The 20,190-nt window shown below is 61.7% G+C and carries 25 protein-coding genes; 16 read left to right on the top strand and 9 right to left on the bottom strand.

The genetic code is table 11. The annotated features are described in order from the left end of the window. Positions 1 to 83 precede the first annotated feature (83 nt). Both X773_RS0137620 and X773_RS76320 read right to left on the bottom strand, forming a co-directional pair. Positions 84 to 680: a response regulator gene (locus X773_RS0137620; protein WP_036238319.1), complete on the bottom strand. Its 597-nt coding sequence runs from the start codon at positions 678 to 680 to the stop codon at positions 84 to 86. Between the two features lies 1 nt (position 681). Beyond that, a complete protein-coding gene (locus X773_RS76320) occupies positions 682 to 879 on the bottom strand; it encodes a hypothetical protein (RefSeq protein ID WP_156937318.1) in 198 nt (65 codons plus the stop codon). Positions 880 to 1,130: 251 nt separating this feature from the next. On the opposite strand from X773_RS76320, the gene X773_RS51020 reads away from it, so the two are divergent. Beyond that, complete coding sequence (locus X773_RS51020) at positions 1,131 to 2,912, top strand: chemotaxis protein CheB (protein WP_023676113.1); 1,782 nt, start codon at positions 1,131 to 1,133, stop codon at positions 2,910 to 2,912. Positions 2,913 to 2,926: 14 nt separating this feature from the next. Further along, a complete protein-coding gene (locus X773_RS51015; RefSeq protein WP_245274673.1) occupies positions 2,927 to 3,268 on the top strand; it encodes a response regulator in 342 nt (113 codons plus the stop codon). A 67-nt stretch (positions 3,269 to 3,335) separates the two neighbouring features. Here the strand turns inward: X773_RS51015 and X773_RS51010 are convergent, their stop codons facing one another. Beyond that, complete coding sequence (locus tag X773_RS51010; RefSeq protein WP_023676111.1) at positions 3,336 to 5,636, bottom strand: FdhF/YdeP family oxidoreductase; 2,301 nt, start codon at positions 5,634 to 5,636, stop codon at positions 3,336 to 3,338. A gap of 145 nt (positions 5,637 to 5,781) precedes the next feature. On the opposite strand from X773_RS51010, the gene X773_RS51005 reads away from it, so the two are divergent. The 5 genes from X773_RS51005 to X773_RS50985 all read left to right on the top strand — a co-directional run bounded on the left by X773_RS51005 (position 5,782) and on the right by X773_RS50985 (position 7,307). After that, a complete protein-coding gene (locus X773_RS51005; protein ID WP_023676110.1) occupies positions 5,782 to 6,000 on the top strand; it encodes a hypothetical protein in 219 nt (72 codons plus the stop codon). 34 nt (positions 6,001 to 6,034) lie between these two features. Next, on the top strand, positions 6,035 to 6,472 hold the full coding sequence (locus X773_RS51000; RefSeq protein ID WP_023676109.1) for a GFA family protein: 438 nt from the start codon (positions 6,035 to 6,037) through the stop codon (positions 6,470 to 6,472). A 93-nt stretch (positions 6,473 to 6,565) separates the two neighbouring features. Beyond that, positions 6,566 to 6,778, top strand: coding sequence for a hypothetical protein (locus X773_RS50995; protein ID WP_036238316.1), 213 nt, complete (start codon positions 6,566 to 6,568; stop codon positions 6,776 to 6,778). Positions 6,779 to 6,905: 127 nt separating this feature from the next. Beyond that, complete coding sequence (locus tag X773_RS50990; protein ID WP_023676107.1) at positions 6,906 to 7,085, top strand: hypothetical protein; 180 nt, start codon at positions 6,906 to 6,908, stop codon at positions 7,083 to 7,085. Between the two features lie 3 nt (positions 7,086 to 7,088). Beyond that, the gene (locus X773_RS50985) at positions 7,089 to 7,307 is read left to right on the top strand and encodes a hypothetical protein (RefSeq protein ID WP_023676106.1); all 219 of its coding nucleotides are present in this window, start codon (positions 7,089 to 7,091) and stop codon (positions 7,305 to 7,307) included. Between the two features lie 43 nt (positions 7,308 to 7,350). Here X773_RS50985 and X773_RS50980 read toward each other — a convergent pair whose 3' ends face one another. Then, complete coding sequence (locus X773_RS50980) at positions 7,351 to 7,611, bottom strand: hypothetical protein (protein WP_023676105.1); 261 nt, start codon at positions 7,609 to 7,611, stop codon at positions 7,351 to 7,353. 447 nt (positions 7,612 to 8,058) lie between these two features. On the opposite strand from X773_RS50980, the gene X773_RS50975 reads away from it, so the two are divergent. From X773_RS50975 to X773_RS50935, 9 genes are all read left to right on the top strand, one after another. Next, a complete protein-coding gene (locus X773_RS50975; RefSeq protein ID WP_023676104.1) occupies positions 8,059 to 8,775 on the top strand; it encodes a GntR family transcriptional regulator in 717 nt (238 codons plus the stop codon). Further along, on the top strand, positions 8,775 to 9,869 hold the full coding sequence (locus tag X773_RS50970) for an LLM class flavin-dependent oxidoreductase (RefSeq protein WP_023676103.1): 1,095 nt from the start codon (positions 8,775 to 8,777) through the stop codon (positions 9,867 to 9,869). Before X773_RS50975 ends, X773_RS50970 begins: the two co-directional genes overlap by 1 nt. Then, positions 9,869 to 10,414 (top strand): flavin reductase family protein, encoded by a 546-nt coding sequence (locus X773_RS50965; protein WP_023676102.1) that lies wholly within the window; start codon positions 9,869 to 9,871, stop codon positions 10,412 to 10,414. The genes X773_RS50970 and X773_RS50965 overlap by 1 nt, the downstream gene beginning before the upstream one ends. 79 nt (positions 10,415 to 10,493) lie before the next feature. After that, positions 10,494 to 11,471, top strand: coding sequence for a TRAP transporter substrate-binding protein DctP (dctP, locus tag X773_RS50960; protein WP_023676101.1), 978 nt, complete (start codon positions 10,494 to 10,496; stop codon positions 11,469 to 11,471). Between the two features lie 57 nt (positions 11,472 to 11,528). Continuing rightward, a complete protein-coding gene (locus X773_RS50955) occupies positions 11,529 to 12,041 on the top strand; it encodes a TRAP transporter small permease (protein ID WP_023676100.1) in 513 nt (170 codons plus the stop codon). A 3-nt stretch (positions 12,042 to 12,044) separates the two neighbouring features. After that, complete coding sequence (locus X773_RS50950; protein ID WP_023676099.1) at positions 12,045 to 13,355, top strand: TRAP transporter large permease subunit; 1,311 nt, start codon at positions 12,045 to 12,047, stop codon at positions 13,353 to 13,355. 26 nt (positions 13,356 to 13,381) lie between these two features. Beyond that, on the top strand, positions 13,382 to 14,101 hold the full coding sequence (locus X773_RS50945; RefSeq protein WP_023676098.1) for a hypothetical protein: 720 nt from the start codon (positions 13,382 to 13,384) through the stop codon (positions 14,099 to 14,101). A 42-nt stretch (positions 14,102 to 14,143) separates the two neighbouring features. Continuing rightward, positions 14,144 to 14,902 carry an aldolase/citrate lyase family protein gene (locus tag X773_RS50940; protein WP_023676097.1) on the top strand — a complete coding sequence of 253 codons (759 nt, stop codon included), beginning with the start codon at positions 14,144 to 14,146 and terminating at the stop codon, positions 14,900 to 14,902. 12 nt (positions 14,903 to 14,914) lie between these two features. Further along, entirely contained in the window at positions 14,915 to 15,871 is a 957-nt protein-coding gene (locus X773_RS50935) for a C-terminal binding protein (RefSeq protein ID WP_023676096.1), read from the top strand. Between the two features lie 214 nt (positions 15,872 to 16,085). Here the strand turns inward: X773_RS50935 and X773_RS50930 are convergent, their stop codons facing one another. The 5 genes from X773_RS50930 to ugpC are packed head-to-tail and all read right to left on the bottom strand — an operon-like array spanning position 16,086 to position 20,189. Next, positions 16,086 to 16,565, bottom strand: a complete 480-nt coding sequence (locus X773_RS50930; RefSeq protein WP_023676095.1) for a MaoC/PaaZ C-terminal domain-containing protein — start codon at positions 16,563 to 16,565, stop codon at positions 16,086 to 16,088. A 1-nt stretch (position 16,566) separates the two neighbouring features. After that, complete coding sequence (locus tag X773_RS50925) at positions 16,567 to 17,643, bottom strand: Gfo/Idh/MocA family oxidoreductase (RefSeq protein ID WP_023676094.1); 1,077 nt, start codon at positions 17,641 to 17,643, stop codon at positions 16,567 to 16,569. Further along, positions 17,636 to 17,965 carry an L-rhamnose mutarotase gene (locus X773_RS50920; RefSeq protein WP_023676093.1) on the bottom strand — a complete coding sequence of 110 codons (330 nt, stop codon included), beginning with the start codon at positions 17,963 to 17,965 and terminating at the stop codon, positions 17,636 to 17,638. Before X773_RS50920 ends, X773_RS50925 begins: the two co-directional genes overlap by 8 nt. A 9-nt stretch (positions 17,966 to 17,974) precedes the next feature. Beyond that, positions 17,975 to 19,087, bottom strand: coding sequence for a mandelate racemase/muconate lactonizing enzyme family protein (locus X773_RS50915; protein ID WP_023676092.1), 1,113 nt, complete (start codon positions 19,085 to 19,087; stop codon positions 17,975 to 17,977). A gap of 4 nt (positions 19,088 to 19,091) precedes the next feature. Then, positions 19,092 to 20,189 (bottom strand): sn-glycerol-3-phosphate ABC transporter ATP-binding protein UgpC, encoded by a 1,098-nt coding sequence (gene ugpC, locus X773_RS50910; RefSeq protein ID WP_023676091.1) that lies wholly within the window; start codon positions 20,187 to 20,189, stop codon positions 19,092 to 19,094. Between the last annotated feature and the right edge of the window lies 1 nt (position 20,190).

The following is a 20,190-nucleotide window of genomic DNA, read 5'->3' as shown; positions in this document are numbered from 1 at the left end:
TCAAATTGGCCAAGGCCTATCCAAAGCCAACCGCCAAAGAGTCATAATCCATGTGCAGAGATGCTAGTTGCCGGCGGGCATGGTCAGTGCAGCAGGTTTGCTCCGCGTGCCTTGACGATGTTTCGCATGATGCCGTTAAGCCAGTCCTCGGTGGAGGAACCGGATCGTCTCCTGTCGATCTCGCCGATCGCCTGCTCGAGCGTCCGCTCGACCAGCCGGTCGGAAGCGTCAACGTCTCCCAGCAGCAGACGCGCTGCGAGCCTGAGCTTAGGCAGCAGGGAAAATACGTCGTCTGACGGCTCGGTCGCCAGATTTCCGCTTGATGCTTTGGGCTCGGAGGGGAAGAGAGCATCGAAAACAGCCTGGCCGTCCGAGGATTTTCTGAGGCTGCTGGCATACCGAAGGCGCTCAGGAATAACGATGTCTTCGTCGCCGCTGAAAAACACGAACGGCACGCCGCGGCGCATCAGTTCGTCCGCGATCGGGAATACCCGTCTTCCGTTGAGATTGACGTCCAGGATTGCGGCTTCCGCCTCATCGGTATGCTTCGACGCCTGTTCGACTGTCGCCACGGGGCCAAGCACGACGGCGCCCATCTTGCTGAAATAACGTGCAAGATCGCCCGCCAGCATCCATTCGTCCTCGACGATCAGGATATGCAAGCCTTGCAGGTCGCGCACCTCATTGTTCCTTCTTTCTGCGGGAGTCACGGCTGTCGGCGCGGACTTGTACAAAATGACGGGACAAGGCCTCTTGCAACCGTTCCGCGCGCGCGAGCAGACGAGGCGGGATTTCTTCGGATACCGGGACCTTGGCCAGATCCGGCGAACGTAACGAGATTTGTTTTGCCGGCTTTATCTCAGGTGGTCGTTTTGCCATTGGAACCGCCTCGAAAACCGGATGTTAATGCCCACCGGCGGTGCTTTGTTCCGTTCGAGGACGATTTACTGGCCTGAGGCTCGGTCCGGTCCTAAAGCACGTCGCGTTTTGCCGGCCTCATGCGACGCGCTTTAGGCTGTTGTTTTTATTCATCTCGTTATCGCAAAACCGCTGCACACTTTTGCGCGACATGCATTAGTCTGAGGTCCGATTTGGCGGTTTCGCAGCCGCGGCTGTTACCGAGGCGTGGCATGGTATTCCAGAACGGAAGATTTCCCATTGTCGGCGTCGGCGCATCGGCCGGCGGCATTCCCGCGATGGAGGGCCTGTTCAAAGGACTGACCGGCGGCACCGGCATGGCGTTCGTCGTCGTCACTAATCTGAGCCCAGAACGCGAAAGCCTGCTGCATGACGTTATCGCACGTTACACCGGAATGCCGGTCATCGTCGCCGAGGAGGGCATGGCGGTCCAACCCGACCAAGTCTATGTGATGCCGCAAAACGTCGTCCTCACCATCCGTAAGGGCGCGCTTTCGCTACGCCGGCCGAACACGCTTAACCGCGAGCGCAAACCGATCGACATCTTCTTCCGTGCACTGGCCGAGGACCAAGGGGAGTACGCCGTAGGCATCATCCTGTCGGGGGGCGATTCGGACGGCACGCTGGGCGCCCGGGCGATCAAGGAACATGGCGGGTTGACGATTGCCCAAGCCTCCAACGGTTCCGGCGCGCGCAACCCGGACATGCCGCAAAGCGCGATTTCGAGCGGCCTGATCGATATCGCAGCGCCCGCCGAGGAGATCGGCGCAAAGCTTCAGGCGTTTGGCCGCGGCTTCAATGTGCTGAACGGGCTGGCCGAGGGGGGTGGCGAGCACAAAGCTGACGTGGATCGGGCCGCCGATGAAATCGACCCCACTCTGCGCGGCCATTCCGGTCACGACTTTTCCAGCTATAAGACGAAGACGTTCTCCGCCAATGAAGAGGCGCAGTCGACTAATGAGGAGCTTGAGGCCTCGAAGGAGGAGAAGCAGTCGCTCAACGAAGAGCTCAGCACCATCAACGCAGAGCTGACCAGCAAGATTGAGGAGCTCGACCGCGCCAACAGCGATCTCAGAAACCTGTTCGAAAGCACAGAGATCGCAACCATATTCCTCGACCGCAACCTTGTGGTGCGGACCTTTACCCCCGCTGCATCGGCCTTCTTCAATCTGCGCCCATCCGATGTCGGACGGCCGCTGACCGACCTTTCAAGCCAGCTCGACTATCCCGAGCTGAGGCCTCACATCGAGGCAGTGCTCGAGACGGGAGAGATCCTGAACCATCACCTTGCGCGCGACGACAAGGGCCGGTTCTACCTGGTTCGCATCAACCCGTACCGGGACAAGAGCGGCAGCATCCAGGGCGTCGTCGTGACCCTGATCGACGTGACGACGCTGGCGCAGGCGGAAGAGCGTCAGCAGGTGCTCATCTCCGAGCTGAACCATCGCGTCAAGAACATGCTGGCGGTCGTGGCCAGCATCACCAACCGGACCCGTGAAAACTCGGCATCGAAAGAGGAGTTCGCCGAAGCCTTGATCGGGCGCCTGCATGCCATGTCACGAGCCTATAGTCTGCTCTCGCGCGAGAGCTGGACGGAAGCCTCCGTCGAGGAACTGCTGCGTCAGGAACTCGATCCCTTCGGCCCCGAACGGTTTGAGCTCGATGGCAAGAGGGTAAATCTCAAGCCGGCACAAGGGCTTTCCTTCGGCATGGCCATCCACGAACTGGCGACGAATGCCGCCAAGTATGGCGCACTGTCGAGGCCTGCCGGGCGGATAGTTGTCAAATGGTCGGTGGCCGACGGAACCTTCAAGCTCGTCTGGCGCGAGAAGGGCGGCCCCCGCATCAAGGAGCCAACCGACAGCGGCTTCGGCCTTACCCTTCTGCGCGGAGAAATCGGCTATAGGCTGGGCGGAAAAGTTGAAACAAGTTTCCGCTCAAATGGTTTGGAGGCGGAAATCGCATTTCCTCTGACCCGCGAGGGCTCGTCGTGACCGGAAAGGTGCGTGTGCTGATCGTCGAGGATGAATGGCTGATCGCCGACGATGCGGCGGCTTACCTGCGCAAAGCCGGCCATCAGGTGGTTGGACCTGTTTCGTCGGTGACGGCGGCACTCCGGCTCGTTGGCGAAGGCGGCGTCGACGCGGCGTTACTGGATATCCAGTTGAACGACGAAACCAGCTATCCGATTGCGGAAGCGTTGCGGACGCGTGGTGTTCCGTTCGCCTTCCTCTCAGGCTTTGGTGAACGCGAAATTCCGGCCGGGTTCCGCGCTTGCAGGATCGTGCAGAAGCCGGCGAGCCAGAGTGCGATCCTGAATGCCGTGGATGAACTCGCGCGAGCCGGCTGAGGTCGCGATTTGAAAGTCGCGCCAGGGCACATCGGCGTGGTGCGTGCCTGCCGCGAACGACGAACGCCTATGGCAATATCCGCACCGGTACCGATTTGACCGCCGGAACATGAGCCTTCTCGGCTCTGTGCCACAAAGGAACCAGCGGGTTGAGCTCGGGGTAGTAACCGGCGCAATTTCCCTCCGGCACCGAGTAAGGTGTAACGCGCAGCCCGTGCACGCGGCGCTCCACACCGTCCTGCGCATTGGCTTCGAGATCGACTTCCTGTCCGGCGCTCAAACCGAGGCGCTGGATATCCTTCTCGTTCATCAACAGCACCATGCGTGTGCCGCTTATGCCGCGCAGCCGGTCGTTGTAGCCGTAGACGGTCGTGTTGAACTGGTCGTTGGAGCGCACCGTGATCAGTGTCAGCACATCACGGCCGGCGACATCGATGTCGGGATCGGTTTCAAGGCCACTTGGCAGCTTGAAGTTGGCCTTCTTGTTCGGCGTCTCCCACACCCGCTTGCTCGCCTTGATGTCGCGATGGAAGCCGCCGGGCGTCAGGAAACGCTCGTTGAAGTCGCGGAAATGTTGGGGGTAGCAGCGCTCGATTTCGTCGCGGATGCGGGAATAATCCCCAACCCACTCGTCCCATGGGATCGAACTTCTGCCCGGCACTGTCGCCTTGGCAAGCTCGGCAACGATCCTGGGCTCGGAAAGCAGATGCGGCGAAGCCGGAGGTCGCGATCCGAACGAGCCGTGGATACAGGCGGTGGAATCCTCTACCGACACCCTTTGGTCGCCGCTTGCCTGATGATCTCTTTCCAGCCGTGACAGGCAAGGCAGCAAATAGGTTGTCCGCCCGGCGATCAGGTGGCTGCGGTTGAGTTTGGTCGCGATCTCGACATGCAGGTCGAGCCCACGCCAGGCCTTTTCGACCAGGCCGGTTTCCGGAACGGCCCGCACGAAATTGCCGCCCAGTCCGACGAAGCCCTTGACCGATCCGTCGATGACGCCTTCGCAGGTTTCGACCGTATCGCGACCTTTCTCGCGCGGCGGTTCAAAGGCATAGAATTCGGCGAACTTGTCGAGCGGGACGAGCTCGGGTTTTTCCGATATGCCGACGGTGCGCTGCCCCTGGACATTGGAATGCCCGCGCAGCGGCGAAATGCCGGCGCCGGCTTTTCCGATATTGCCGCGCAGCATCAAAAGGTTGCACAGCATCTGGACGTTCTCGGTGCCGTGCCGATGCTGGGTCAGGCCCATGCCGTAATTGCCGATCACCGCGTTGGCATGGCTGTAGACCTCGGCGACATGTTCCAGGTCGGTCTGCGCAATGCCGGATCGCGCGACGATATCGCTCCACTGGGTTTTGCGCAGGAAGGCTTCGAACTCGGCGAAGCCATGCGTGTGCTCGGCGATGAAAGCCGTGTCGAGGACACGCGTCCTGCCGCTTTCGCGGGCGGCATCGTCGAGCGCCTGCAACGCTTTGGCGATGCCCGTTATCGCAGCAATGTCGCCGCCGGAACGAACCTGGAAGAAGTCGCTGGACATTTTGGTGCCAGGCCCGGGCGACAGCATGTCGACAGGGTTTTGCGGGTTCTTGAAGCGTTTCAGTCCCCGCTCGGGCAAGGGATTGAAGGTGAAGACGGGCACGTTGCGTTGACGTGCCTCCTGCAGCGGATGCAGCAGGCGCGGCGCCGTCACCCCGGTGTTGTGCCCGAAGAAGAACATCATGTCGCATTTCGCAAAGTCTTCGAGCTGCACGGTCCCGACCGGCGAGCCGATCGATTCCGGCAAGCCGACCGAGGTCGATTCATGACACATGTTGGACGAATCGGGCAGGTTCGAAGACCCATAGATTCGTGCAAAAAGCTGGTACATGAACGAGGCTTCGAGCGAGGCCCGGCCAGACGTGTAGAACACTACCGATTTGGGATCGAGCCGCCGCAGTTCGGCAGCTATGTCGCGGAACGCATCGTCCCAGGAGACCGGCTCGTAACGGTCGGTGGCGGCACTGTAGCGCATGGGCTCTGTTAGCCTGCCCTGTTTCTCCAGATCGTGGTCCGGCCAATCGAGCAGTTCCGTCACCGAATGCTCGGCGAAGAAAGCGGGTTCGCAGCGCAGCTTGGTCTGGTCCCACATCGTCGCCTTGGCGCCGTTTTCACAGAATTCGAAAGGCCTCGGCTGGGCTGGCTTTGCCCATGAGCAAGACATGCACATATAGCCGTCGGCCTTGTTCTGCTTGAGCAGCGTGCTCCATATCCCGGACAATAGCAGGCCTTCGCCTCGCGCCTTGCGGACCAAGGATCTCAGCGATCCCCAGCCGCCTGTCGGGTGGTCGTATTTCTTGGTTTCGATGCGATCGGTTACGGCGGGTCTCATGCAAGCCACTCCCTGTGGAAGAGCGCTCATACGAACCCGCGGTGAGGCTGAATGTTCCGGGCTGGGTCCGTACCGTCACGCCGTCCGTCTAACCGGAACCATTTCCGCCATCGTTTGTTCGGCTCGAAGAAAGGAGCCGCGCAAAATGGAGCGACGTAATGCATTAATTGCGATGGTGATTTCGGCCATCATCATCGTCGGCCTTCTCATAGGCTTTTTGTACGGCGATATGGGCTGGCAGACTTCGCCGCTCAAAAGAGCCCCTGAACAGAACCAGGGTGGCAATGCTCCGGCCGATACCTCGCCTGCCGCCGGCATCAAGAAGAACCCCAAGGAAAATACCGAAATGCCAGGCCAGCAATGACGTAGGGCCAGCAATGAAATTCAGCAGCAAGGCAATGCCACGAACTGAAACGGGTTCCTGTTTTTGCGGCGCCATAACGGCGGAGATGCGCGGCGAGCCTTTCTGGATTTGCTCCGATCACGATGACGACTGCCGCAAGGCGATAGGAAGCCCTCTGTCGGTGTGGGTCGGTTATCGGCCTTCCGAATTCACATTGCTCACCGGCACACCGAAGATATTTTCGAAAACCCCAGGCGTGCTCCGGTCCTTCTGTGCGGATTGTGGAACATCGATCAGCTATGTCGACCAGGGCCTGCCCGACGAACTCTATCTGGCGATCGGCTTCCTCGATCATCCCGAACGGTTTCCGCCGCGGGCCCACGCATATTGGGACATGAGGCTTCCCTGGGTCGACTTTCCAGACGAGCTGCCGCGGGTGGGGACGTATTCGAGGCGGCGCGATCCGGCGTTCGGAAATCCGGCAGACCGATAGCCTACTGCCCGCCTGCAGGTGGAAACGTACCGTTCGCAGCCCCGTACGAAAACGACAATTGGCGCACGGCTGAAAACGCGCGATCATGTGCCAATGGGCCGCCGTTTGGATGACAAGCTCGATTGCAAGGCGTGCGGGACGATCCTGATGGAGATTCCCGACAATCCGAAGGATTCGACGCCGATCCATTGCAGCAATTGCGGCGCCTATCTCGGCGAATGGGGCGATCTGCAGGAGGATTTCTTCAGGCAGGCGTTCGGTGCCCAGGCCTTCGATCTGAACAACGGAAACATTATCAAGAAATAATCCTGGATCCCGCCGGCCCCAAGCCACGGCCTGTGGACCCGGCTCGTTGCGGCAATCACCGTTAATGTCGGACCCTCGGGAACCTTTCTCCCGAGCCGCTTGTTTGGGTGGCGGAAGGAGAAACGCCATGAGCACAAAACCTCCCCCTGTGCCGCCGAAGAATCTGAGCCCAAAGGGCGCCGGTGACAAAAAATCGGTAGCAGCCGAACAGGGACCGCAATCAGCCGTTCCGGATCCCGACAAGCAGGGCCAGCAAGGCAATACGAAGGTCAACACCACCCATCAAGGCAACGTCCAGGATCGCTAGGTCATGTCCACGTCGAAGAAGACTCCTGCCAGCATCCGCCAGGGCGGTCCCGGCGCCGCGCACGAAAACGCCAAGAAGCCGCTGAGCGTCGAAAAGCCGCCGGCCGACTCCGACCGTCGCAGCCACAGCAAAGTCTCCGGCGGCGGCGGCGAACGCGACAGCCACCATACCCACGACCCCGAAAAGAAAGGCGACACTCGGCCCGCGCATCAGGACAAGTGAAATCGGGCGGCGACGCGACGATCGGTGAGGTTCGAGCGAAGTGTCAGCGGGAACGGCGCGCCAAGGCAAACGGCACGACGTTGTCGACCACCGGCAAGTCGAACAGCATCGGAAGCCCCCGCGTCGCGGCCATTTCCACGATCAGCTCCTCGATCGAGTGATCGGTCAGACGGGTCTCGACGCCCAGCCGGATCATCGCCGCCAGCTTGTGCACCGGCACCGGCACGGACTTCGCCCGGTCGTCGAGCAGCTTGCTGATTTCGATCACGACGTCGGCGTCGATATTCCTGGGCAAGTCTCGCATAAGCGCCTCCCCGCCAAACGAAACGAAAAGCCCGCCGCACCTTTCGATACGGCGGGCGATCCAGTAATGCGTACCGGCGAGGGGATCGGGGTGGGCGTGCCGGCGCGCGCAGATCGCAAGTAATTTTAGTTAAATCCGTCAACTTCGATGTGTCACGGAAAAACGTCTGTACGTTTTTTACCGAACCGCGCGGATCGTTAGCTGTCCCCGCCGTCGCGCGGCGCGGCAGCACGGATGGCGCGATCCATTGCCCTCCGGACAGCGAACTCAAACAGTATACATTATAAACTTAAAACATCTTGCCAGGTGATCCAGCCTATGCTCCACTTGAGCCGGGAACATGGCTGATAGGTCGATTTCTGCCGACACGTGGCTGCATTTCAAACGGCACGACTGCGAGAACACAGCCTCAAACGATATACGAAATCTTCGCATGGGAAGGCGTGGATGACGGAAACGATAGAGCTCAAACGGGTTGGCGATGGCAATCTGCGTGCCCAGGTCTATCAACAAATCCGGCTGACGATACAGCATGGCGAATTGGCGCCTGGCCAGAAGCTCGTCGACGTCGATATTGCCGCCCAGCTCGGCATTTCCAGAATGCCTGTCCGCGACGCCTTGATGCAGTTGGTGCATGAGGGCTATCTCGTCGGCACCACACGCGGCTTCACCCTGCCCACGCTTACCGCGACGGATGTCGCCGACATCTTCGAGGTCCGCCGCCTGCTTGAGCCACGGGCCGCCGCGCACGCCGCACGGACACTTGACGCCGCTGGCCTCAAGACCCTGGCAGCCGCGCTTCGGGAGGCCGAGGCTGCGGCCGCCGCCGGCGATGCCGACCGCTTTTTCCAGGCCAATTCGGCATTCAGGAATTGTTGGCTCGGCGCCGTCGAGAACGAGCGCCTTTCCCAAACGATTGCAAGGTTCGCCGACCACGTGCTCGTCGTCCGCTTAAGGACGCTGTCGCACCAGCCGACGCAGGCCGTTATCGTTGCCGGCATGCGCGCAATCTATGAGGCATTCGTCAAGCGCGACGCCGTCGCCGCTTACGACCGCATGACCCGCTTCATTCAGAACGCCGAGGAGCGTTTCATGAAGCTTAGCCCACCGTTTCAAGACTCCAACGGTGAAGGTGAGGGCATGTCGCGGCAGGGGAAAGCATGATCAGGAAGCAGCACCCGCTGAAAGGGCCGAACAGGTTCAAGCTCGGCGTCTTTTCCATGAACGCCGATGGCGGCCTGGCAATGACCACCGTTCTCGAGCGCTGGCATGCCCGCTGGGAAGACAACCTCAACTCCGCCTGCATCGCCGATCGCGCCGGCCTCGAGTTTCTGCTGCCGATCGCCCGCTGGCGCGGCTTCGGCGGTTTGACGCATGTGCGGGAATGGTCGTTCGAGACTTTCACCTGGGCGGCGGGCCTTGCTGTCGCCACGGAAAACATCGGCCTGTTCATGACGGTGCATGTGCCGCTGGTTCATCCGCTGCAGGCTGCAAAAGCGCTGGCGACGGTCGACCACATCTCCAATGGGCGGGCCGGCTTGAACATTGTCTGCGGCTGGAACCCCGACGAGTTCGCCATGTTCGGGCAGACGGTCGGCGATCGAACCTACGATCAAGCCGAGGAATGGATCAACATCATCGTGCGTGCCTATCAATCGAGGGAGCCGTTCGATTTCGGCGGCGAGTTCTATGATCTGAAGGGGGTCGTCAGCCGCCCACCAAGTCTGCAGGCGCCACGACCGGTGACCATGAACGCCGCCTTCGGCGCGCCAGGGCGCAACTATGCAGCGCGCCACTGCGACTATTTGTTTTCGACTTTTTCCGAAATCGCCGACGGCCGTGCGCATGTGGTCGACATCACCAACCGAGCGGCCGAAGTCGGACGCGAAGTCGGCGTCTATACGGTCTGTCACGTCGTCTGCCGGGAGACCCAGCAGGAAGCCGAGGACTACTACCGGCATTACGCGCTGGAATGCGCGGACGAGGGTGCGGTCGACGAGCACATGCGCAAGAAGAAGGAATTCGCGAACTCGCACGACGCGAAGGCTTTCACCGAATATCGGCAAAGGTTCGCCGGCGGTGCCGGAACGTTCCCGCTCATCGGCACGCCGGAAAAGATCGTCGACGATCTCACTGAGATCATGGACCAGGGCTATTCCGGCGCCGCCCTTACATTCGTCAACTACACCTACGAATTGCCCTTCTTCTGCGACCGCGTGCTGCCGCTGATGCGCCAGGCCGGGCTTCGAGTCAATTGATGCCGGCGGCCGCCATTCCGACCCCGTGGGTGGATGGGCACGACGCCATCAATCCGCGCGCCTTCAAGCAGGCGATGCGGGCGGTGGCGGGCTCGGTCGCCATCCTTGCCTCGGAACATCACGAGATCGGCTTTTGCGGCATCACGGCGACGGCTCTCTGCTCGTTCAGCGCCGAGCCGCCGTCGCTGCTGGCCTGCGTCAACCGCGGCAGCACCTTTGCCTCGGCCATTCGCGAAGACTTGCCGTTTTCGGTCAATCTTCCCGCCGGCGACCAAGAGAACGTTGTGCGTGCCTTTGGCGGCATGACCAAAGCCAAGGGCGCCGCGCGGTTCTCGTCCGGATCATGGGTGCGTGGCGAAACCGGCGCGCCCTTGCTTGTCGGCGCGCGGGCAATGTTCGAATGCCGGGTGGCCGAAATCATTGTGCGGGCGTCGCACATGATCGTTATCGGCATCGTCTCAGGCGTCGCGCTGGATCGCGCTGACCGATCGCCGGTCTTCTACGCGCATGGGCGGTTCCTGACAGTAGGAGATGATGCCAACTAATCGCCGTTCACGCGGCGGCGCAGCGATTGCAATTTTAGATCGACCCGATCATGGGCGAACTATCAGAGGGAGTACGGCAATGCGCATTTGGAAATCCCTTGTTCTGGCTGCACTCATGTCGGGCTTGGCGGGTAGCGCCACGGCCGAAGAGGTCGTCCTCAACGCCGTGCATTTTACGCCGACGCAGAACGGCTACGCCCAGAGCTTCTTGAAATTCGTTCAGAAGGTGAACGAAAAGGGCAAGGGCGTGGTCCAGATCAACGTGCGTGGCGGGCCGGAGGTCATTCCGCCGATCCAGCAGGGCGCGGCGCTCAGGAGCGGCCTGATCGACGTGATCGACACACCGGCAGGGCAGTTCCTGGAGCTCGTGCCCGAAGGCGAAGTTTTCTCCGCATCGACGAAGACGCCGTGGGAGGTCCGCGACAATGGCGGCTGGGATTTCATCAACGGAATTTTCGAGAAGAAGGCCAATGCCCATCTGCTGGCGCATGTCGACGCGGGTTCGGGCTTCAACGTCTTCACCGTCGACGAACCTAAGCTCAACGATGAAGGCAGCATCGAGTGGAGCAGTCTGAAGATGCGCTCGTCGCCGCTCTACCGCGATTTCCTTGAATCCTTGGGCGCAACGGTCATCGTCCAAGCGCCGGGGGATGTCTACACCTCGCTCGAGCGCGGCGTCGTTAATGCCAACGCGTATACCGTGTTTGGCTATGCGTCGTTCGGCTGGGACAAATTCACCAAATACCGTGTCGACCCGCAATTCTTCAAAACCGATGTGCTGATCTCGATCAACAAGGCGAAATGGGACACGCTGTCACCCGAGGCGCAGAAGCTGCTTGCCGACACGGCCGTCGAATACGAGCGCGTGAGCTATGACGCCAATCTCGCCGAGTCCGAAAAGCAGGCACAGGCAATGATCGGCGGCGGGCAGAAGGTGATCAGCTTGACCGGCGCCGGCCGCGACAAATTCCTGGCGGCTGCCACGCAGGCGAGCTGGGCGAGAATGGCCAAACGCGATCCTACCAACATCGATCAGTTGAAGAAATTCTTCCAGTAGCCCGAGCGGAGGGCGCTGGTGCGCCCTTCATCAAGGTGGACATGAGGGTCGTCGGGAATGGACAGATCGTTTGCAGCGATTGGGAAGCTGAGCCTTGCGTTGGCGGCGGCGGCAAAAGTGGTGCTTGGCCTCATCATCGTCGCGGTGGTTGCTGATGTGTGCGTCCGCAATCTGGGCCTGAGGCCGCTTGCCTGGGCAGTATCGGCGACGGAATACGGTCTGCTCTATGCGGCATTTCTGCCGATGCCCTGGCTGGTCCACAGCAAGGGCCATGTCTTCGTCGAGTTCCTGCGCCAGGCGCTGCCGGTGCGGGCACGGGCGGTGCTTGAAAAGCTGGTCTATCTCGCCTGCATTGCCGTCAGCCTCTACCTTGGCAGCGTCGCTCTGTCTTCGCTGACAAGTGCTGTGGCGGGCGGCGAATACGAAACGCGCAGTTTCGATATGCCGAAATGGCTGGTCTTTCTGCCCATCATGCTCGCCTTCTATCTCTCGGCGCTGGAATGGCTCAGATATCTGCTCGGCCGTGACACGCTGTACACGCTCGATCCGCTGGAAATGGAAGGGCTCTGACCGGTGGCCTGGCTGTTTCCATTCGCCGTGCTCGTCGGCACCATCCTAGTGTTGATGGGGCTTGGGCTGCCGGTCGCCTTCGCGTTCTTCGTCACCAATGTGATCGGGCTGTACCTGTTCTTCGGCGGTTCGATCGGCGTGACGCAGATGGTCGCCAACTTCTCCGACGCTGTCTCGACCTATGCGCTTGCTCCGCTGCCGATGTTTCTCGTCATGGGCAGCCTGTTTTTCCGCTCCGGCCTCGGCGAGAAGGTCATCTACGCGCTCGACCTGTGCATCGGCAATCTGCGCGGACGCCTCGCTTATGTCGTCCTCGCCGCCGGCACGATCTTTTCCGCGCTGTCAGGTTCCAGCCTCGCCAATACCGGCATGATGGGCTCGCTGATGGTGCCCGAGATGCTGAAGCGAGGCTACAAGCCTCATATGGCCTACGGCCCGGTGCTTGGCGCCGGAAGCCTTGCCGTCATCATCCCGCCATCCTCGCTGGCCGTCTTGCTCGGCTCGCTTGCCCAGATCGACGTCGGCGCGCTGCTCATAGCGGGGGCTCTGCCTGGACTGCTGCTCGTTGTCATGTACGCGGCCCTGATCTTCGCGCAGACGAAGATCGATCCGGACGCCGCTCCGCACTATCCGGTACCCGCCGTTCCCGCGGCCGAGAAGGTGAGGGCGGTCGCCGTCAACATCATTCCGATGAGCGTCATCGTGTTCATGGTGGTCGGCACGATCATCCTTGGGATAGCGACGCCGACGGAATCGGCCGGACTCGGCTGTGCCGCCGTCTTCGCCTTGTTGTTTGTCTACCGACGGTTCAGCTGGTCGGTTGTCTGGAAGTCGCTGGACGATGCGATGAAGGTCACCGGCATGACCTTCCTGATCATCTCGGCTTCGACGACGTTCTCGCAGATATTCGCCTTCTCCGGCGCCTCCAACGGCTTTATCCAGTTCATCGTCGGCTACGATCTTGGACCGTATCCCATGCTGCTCATGATGGTGCTCGTCATCCTGTTGCTCGGCATGTTCATGGATCAGGTCTCGATGATGCTGATCACGCTGCCGATCTTCCTACCGATCGCCCAGCAATTCGGCTACGAGCCGGTATGGTTCGGGCTGATCCTGCTGCTCGCCTACGAGGTCGGCTTCACCACGCCGCCGTTTGGTCTGCTGCTGTTCATCATGATCGGCGTTGCGCCGAAAGGCACATCGCTCAAGACGGTTGCCATGGCTGCGGCGCCTTACATCGCGCTGACGCTTCTGCTGATCCTGCTGATTGTCCTCTTTCCGCAGATCGCTCTCTTTCTTCCGAATTTGATCTAGTCGAACTCGATCCAGCAGGTGTCCACATGCGCTTTGCCTATCTTGCTTTCTTCCATGATGACCGCGAGGCAAATTTGGCCATCGCCGGCGAAGATGTTGACGCCGTGCGGCGTGTGATTGCTTCAACGCCGGGCCTTGCGCTTGCAAACATCTATCTACCCGAAGTGGCGACGGACATGTTCAACAACGATGGTCCACCGCCGGTCTTTGGCTTCCAGCTCTATTTCGACGAACTGGCGGACATGGAGGCGGCGCTGGCGCCGTCCGGCCATCTGCAGACGCTTGCCGCACCTGGTATGCTGTCGAGCATCGCCGGTTCGAGGCCGACGCAACAGGCAATGTGCGTGCGTCCGTTTCCCGTCGACGACGCTGGCGTCAAGACATCCGGGCTCCCCTGCAGCTATCTTGTCCACTATCCCGGGCCGGCCGAAGACATGAATGCCTGGCTCTACCACTATGTGACGCATCATCCGCAATTGATGCGGGGCTTCCCCGGTATTCGCCACATCGAGGTTCTGTCGCGACTGGATTGGTGCGGTTCGCTTCCCTGGCCGCGGGTCGACCATATGCAGCGCAATCGGGTCATGTTCGACAGTCCCGCGGCATTGACGCACGCGCTGCAATCGCCGGCGCGGCTGGAGATGCGCGCCGACTACAAGACCTTCCCGCCGTTTTCAGGCGGCAGCCGGCATTTCCCGATGTCGACGGAAGCCATGCCTCCTTTGTCGCGGACCACCGCAACCTAGCGCGAACAGTTTTCGCCGACGCCGAAAATTTCTGGAGATTTCATGTACGACTTTCGCAAGAAATGTGTCTCTCTCGATCGCCTCATCGGTACCTTCTGTGCCATCCCGCACCCTGTGGCGGTCGAAGTGGCCGCCGCCAGCGGGGTCGATTTCCTGTGCATCGACTGGGAGCATTCGCAGATCGGCCGCGAACGGCTCGAGGATCTGATCCGCGCCGCCGATGTCCACAGGATTCCCGCGATGGTGCGCGTTCCCGGCCACACGCCGGAGTGGATGGCGGCCGCGCTCGACGCCGGCGCGTCGGGTGTCCTGGTACCCCGCGTCTCCACGGCCGAGCAAGCGCGCATGGCGGTCATGGCCTGCCGGTACCCGCCGGTCGGCGCCCGCGGTGTCGGCCCGGGCCGCGCCGCCGGTTATGGCTACAGGATTCCGGACTACCTCAAATCGGCCAACGAGGTCCTGACGGTCGCCATCCAGGTCGAGACGGCCGAAGGGCTCGCCAACATCGACGACATCGTCCAGGTCGACGGCGTCGACGTGGTCTTCATTGGCCCCGGCGACCTGTCGGTCTCGATCGACGCGATGGGGCCGGCCGGCCAGGACAAGCTCAATGCCGCGATTATGAGGATCGCGGCCGCGGCGCGCACGGCGCGCAAGGCCGTCGGCATCTTTCGCCCTTCGGCGGATGATGTCGGCAAATGGTCGCGGCACGGCATCAGCTTCTACATGCTGGCCAGCGATACGATGTTTCTCGGGGCCGGCCTTGCCGCCGGCGTCGCCTCGGCGCGCAGCGCCTCATAGCAAGAGTTTGCCATGAAGATCATCAAGACCGACGGCGTGTTGTCAGTCGAGGAAGAGCAGCTGCGCTACCTCGACGGCTTGAGCGCCGAGTTTGTCGAAAAGACGCTGCTCACGGAAGATGCCCTGATCGAACACTGCCGCGACGCCGACGCATTGATGGTATTGCGGGAGCCGATCACGGCTCGCGTTTTGGCGGAACTGAAGAGGCTCAAGGTCATCGGGCGGTTCGGCGTAGGGCTCGATTCGATCGACGTCGAGGCCGCCAGCCGTGCCGGTGTTCAGGTAACCTACGTGCCGGACGCCAATCTGGTTGAAGTCAGCACCCACGCCATAGCCCTGATCCTGGCCTTGACGCGCAGGCTGAAACAGTTCGACAGCGCGGTGCGCGCCGGCCGCTGGGCTGCAATGACCGACGGCGCCGGCATCACGCGGCCCGACAGGCAGATCCTCGGCCTGATCGGCTTCGGCCAGATCGGGCGGCTGACTGCCGAGCGGGCGCGGGTCTTCGGCTACCACATCATCGCCTACGACCCGCATATGCCGGCCGAGCGCATCGCGGCCAGTGGTGCCGAACCGGTCGGCTTCGACGATCTGCTGGCCAGGGCCGATATCGTCTCGCTGCACGTTCCAGCGACACCGGAGACCAGAAACATCATGTCGGCGCAAGCCCTGTCGCGGATGAAGGAAGGGGCGATACTCATCAACGTGGCCCGCGGCGGCCTGGTCGACGAGGTCGCATTGGCGGACGCGATCCGGCGCAGCCATCTGGCAGGCGCCGGCATCGACACGTTCGAGCGGGAGCCGCCTTCGCCCGACAATCCGCTGCTGGCGCTGGACACCGTCCTGGTCAGTCCACACGCGGCGCACTACTCGACCCAGTCTTACGCGGAGGTTCGCAACAAGGTGTTTGCCGATGTCGCATCGGTCCTGCGCGGCGGCAAGCCGGTATATCCGGTCAACCGGATATGACCAATTCCCGATGTCTGCACCACCTCTATCCGCCTGCTCCGCGGAACCCAAGTCCTGCAAGTCGGCGTTCGCAGGGCGATAAGGGGCAGCGCAACCTGTCGCGGTTGTCCGGTTTGCCACATTTTGTTCTTGCTTTGTGCCGGCAGCTATGCTACTAATTTGCGTATGGTGCTGATTCGCACCGAGGACCCGCCGCAAGGCGGTTTTTTTGTCTTTAGGTTTCAGCGCCATCCGTCGAGGCTCTGCTCGGCTTGTCGCGACGCTCGACGATGTAGATGTGATCGGCGACCAGCACCACGTCGCCATGCTGGTTGATCACCTCGCAGCGCTCGACGACCCGGCCTGAATCGGGTCGCTTCGGGTCGTCTTCCCTAGCCGAGATGGTGGTGCGGGTCCTGATCGTATCGCCGATGAACACCGGCTTGATGAAGCGCAGCCGGTCGTAGCCATAGGAGAAGGCAACCGGGTTGACGACGCTGGCCGTCAGCCCGACGCCGACCGAAAACACCAGCGTGCCGTGGGCGATGCGCTGGCCGAACGGCGTCGTCTTCATGAACTCGGCGTCCATGTGGTGGGGAAAGAAATCGCCGGTATGGCCGGCATGGACGACGAAATCGGTCTCGGTGATGGTGCGCCCGCTGGTCATGCGCGACGAGCCGATCCGGTAGTCCTCGAAATAGACAGTCTGCTCCATGTCAGGGCCTCGCCGCGATCGGTGTTGCCGGCGCCGCGCTCGATCGGTAGGCGGCTTCGACCAGCGCCATCGTGTTCCAGCCGTCTTCGACGGAACTGACAAGCTCGGCGTCCTCGCCCGACGCGTAGCGCTGGACATTGGCCATGCGGCCGGCAAAGGCGTCCGGAAACCATGCGCCGACGAGTGGAACCGCAACCCAGTCCGTGCCGCCTTTGGGGTAGATTTCGAGAATGTCCGGCTCGCCGCGCGGATAGTCGAGGTTGACGCCCAGTTTGAGGTAAGCGGCGCCTTCGGTGCCGCAGATGCGGAATTCGCAGGCCTGATGTTTTCGACCGAATTTGTGATCGTGATTGATCGACAGTGCACAGCGCACGGTGTCGCCATAGTCGAGGATCGCGCTGGTGCGCGTTTGCGCAACCTTATGGCCGGGGTGGCCGAGTGTCTTGGCATGAACCCCCTTGGGGTCGCCGAGCAATTGCCGGATCAGGTCGAGATAATGGATGGAATGCATGGTGATCTCGACGCGCGGCGCCTGCAACAGGAATTCCCAGAGCTGCCAGGGTGTCGCCAGCGCCAGCCATGCGTCGAAATCGACCACGTCGCCGAGCCAGCCCTTGGCGATCGCATCCCTGAGCGCCAGCATCATCGGCGCGAAGCGCAGCTGGAAATTCACCGCCGCCTTCAGGCCTTTGGAGCGGCAGATTTCGAGGATGTCGGTCGCCTCGATGAGATTGCTGCCCATCGGCTTCTGGATCAGCGCCACCGCACCATCGGGCAGCGCCCTGAGCACCCCGGCATGATAGGCCGGCGGCGTCGCCAGATCGAAGACGGCGTCCTTGATTGACGCAGCTTCCTCGACCGACCGGTAAGCGGTGACGCCCCATTTCTGCGCCAGTCTTTCCGCCTTGGCCAGGTCGGGGTCGAAAAGCCCGGCAACCGGGAAACCGGCTTTCCCATAGGCCGGGAAATGCGCATCGCCGACGATCGAGCCGGCGCCGAAGATCACGATCGGCCTGGGCTTTGACGGCTGTGCCCAGGCCTGGGAGAGCGAGGCAGGATCGAAAATGTCATCAGTCATAATGGAAGACTTCGTCCATCGACGCCCACCACTCGCCCTCCTTGCGGGTCGGCAGCGGCTCCTGGCACGGCATGCAGAGCGCCCACCATTCCTGCGTCGTGGGATCGGCGGCCATCTTCGCCATGTCGGCGGCATAGTCGGTGCCGTGGTACTCGAAGGTGCTGAACAAAAGGTGCTCCGGCTCCCTCAGATAAATCGAATAATTCTTGATGTTGCAGGCGGAAATCATCTTGAGGACGTCCGGCCACACAGCAGCGTGAAGCCGCACATACTCGGCGACTTTCTCCGGCTTGAGGCCGAGCACCATTCCCATTCGCTGCATGTCCGCCTCCTATTTTTCTATCGCCATGGTGAATTCCGCGATGCTCTTCGCCTTGATCGCATCCCAGTCCCAGTCGATGCCGATGCCGGGTTCGTCCGGTGCCAATGCGTGCCCGTCCTCGATACGCATTTTCTTGCCGGTCAGCTGGTCGAGCTGGGGAATATACTCGACATATCTGCCGTTCTGAACGGCGCATGTCAGGCTGACATGCAGTTCCATCAGGAAATGCGGGCAGACCGGTATGTCGAACGCCTCGGCTGCATGCGCCACCTTCAGCCACGGCGTGATGCCGCCGATGCGGCCGACATCGACCTGCACGATCGAGCACGCGCCCTTCTGCATATATTCGCGGAAATGCCGGATCGAGTAGAGCGACTCGCCGACGGCGATCGGCGTCGACGTCGCATTCGACAGGCGGATATGGCCGTCTATGTCGTCGGCCGGCAACGGTTCCTCGATCCAGGCGAGATCGAGTTCACGCAAGCGCTCGGCCCGGCGGACTGCCTCGTCGACCGAGAAGCCCTGGTTGCAGTCGGTCATGATTTCGTAGGAGTCTCCAACCGCCCGGCGCACCGCCGTCAGCCGGACAAGATCCTCGGAGCCGTGCGGCTTGCCGATCTTGACCTTCGAGCCGCGAAAGCCCTTGCCCTTGGCGGCCAGCGCATCCGCGACCAGCGCCTCGGTTTCGATATGCAGCCAACCGCCTTCGGTCGTGTAGAGCGGGCAGCGGTCCTTGGCGCCGCCGGCCAGCTTCCACAGCGGCAGCCTCTGTTTCTTGGCCCGCAGGTCCCAAAGGGCAGTGTCGATGGCCGCCAGCGCGATTGCCGTGATCGCGCCGATCGTCGTGGCATGGGTGGCGAACTCCAGCTCGTGCCAGATCGCCTCGATCATGTCGGCATCGCGGCCGATCAGCCGCGGCGCAAGGTGGTCGGCCAGCAGCCGCATCACCGAAGAGCCGCCCGTGCCGATCGTATAGCTGTAGCCGGTGCCGACCGCGCCGTCGGCGTCGGTGATGGTGACGATCGGTGTTTCCTGGCTGACAAAACTCTGGATGGCATCGGTGCGCTTGACCTTCGGCACCAGGTCGACCATCCGCAGTTCGATTTTCTCGATCTTTGCCATGATTTTAACCTCGCAATGTCCTGCCTGTTTCGGCGGAAAACAGATGGGCCTGCGACAGGTCCAGGCTCATCTTGACCCGGTCGCCGGCTTTCAGCGGCTTTGGATTGAGCATCCGCGATACCCAGTCGCTGCCGTTGAATTCGGCGAACACCAGCGTCTCGTTGCCGAGCGGCTCGGTGACGGTCACCGGCAACTCCACCTGGTGGACGTCGACGTCTTCGCCGGAGCTGATGCCATGCCCGGTCGGATAGATGTCGTCGGGCCTGAGGCCGAACACGACTTTGTCGCCGGTTCCGACATTGGCCTTGAACTGGCTGGGCAGAGGCAATCTCTCGCCGCTGGCGAACAGCAACTGTCCGTCGTCGACAACCGCCTCATGCAGGTTCATCGGCGGCGAGCCGATGAAGCCGGCGACGAAGCGTGTCTGCGGCCGGCGGAAGACCTCGTCGGGTGTGCCGACCTGCTCGATGAAACCGTCACGCATGATGACGATACGGTCCGCCAATGTCATCGCTTCGACCTGGTCATGGGTGACGTAGATCACCGTCGACCGGACCTTGGCATGCAGTTTCTTGATCTCGGTGCGCATCTGCGTCCGAAGCTTGGCGTCGAGATTGGAAAGCGGCTCGTCGAACAGGAAGACGTCGGGATCGCGCACGATGGCGCGGCCCATGGCGACGCGCTGGCGCTGTCCGCCGGACAGCTGCGACGGCCGGCGGTCGAGCAATTGGTCGAGGCCGAGAATGCCGGACGCTTCGGCGACGCGACGGTCCATTTCTTCCTTCGCGGCGCCGGCTATCTTGAGCGAGAAGCCGAGGTTTTCGCGCACGGTCATATGCGGATAGAGCGCATAGGACTGGAACACCATCGAGATGTTGCGCGAGCGCGGCGGCAGGTCGTTGACCATGCGGCCGCCGATCTCGATGATCCCGTCGCTGATCGCCTCGAGGCCGGCGATCATGCGCAGGGTTGTCGACTTGCCGCAACCGGACGGCCCGACCAGCGCGATGAACTCGCGGTCGGCGACCTCGAGGTCGATGCCGTGCACCACCGCCACCGGGCCGTAGCTTTTGGTGAGGTTCTTGAGCGATACGGTTGCCATG

The organism is Mesorhizobium sp. LSJC280B00, from assembly GCF_000502835.1.
GTDB lineage: Bacteria > Pseudomonadota > Alphaproteobacteria > Rhizobiales > Rhizobiaceae > Mesorhizobium.
Note: the sequence above shows the minus strand (reverse complement) of the source record. Positions and strands in the feature narration are given on the sequence as shown.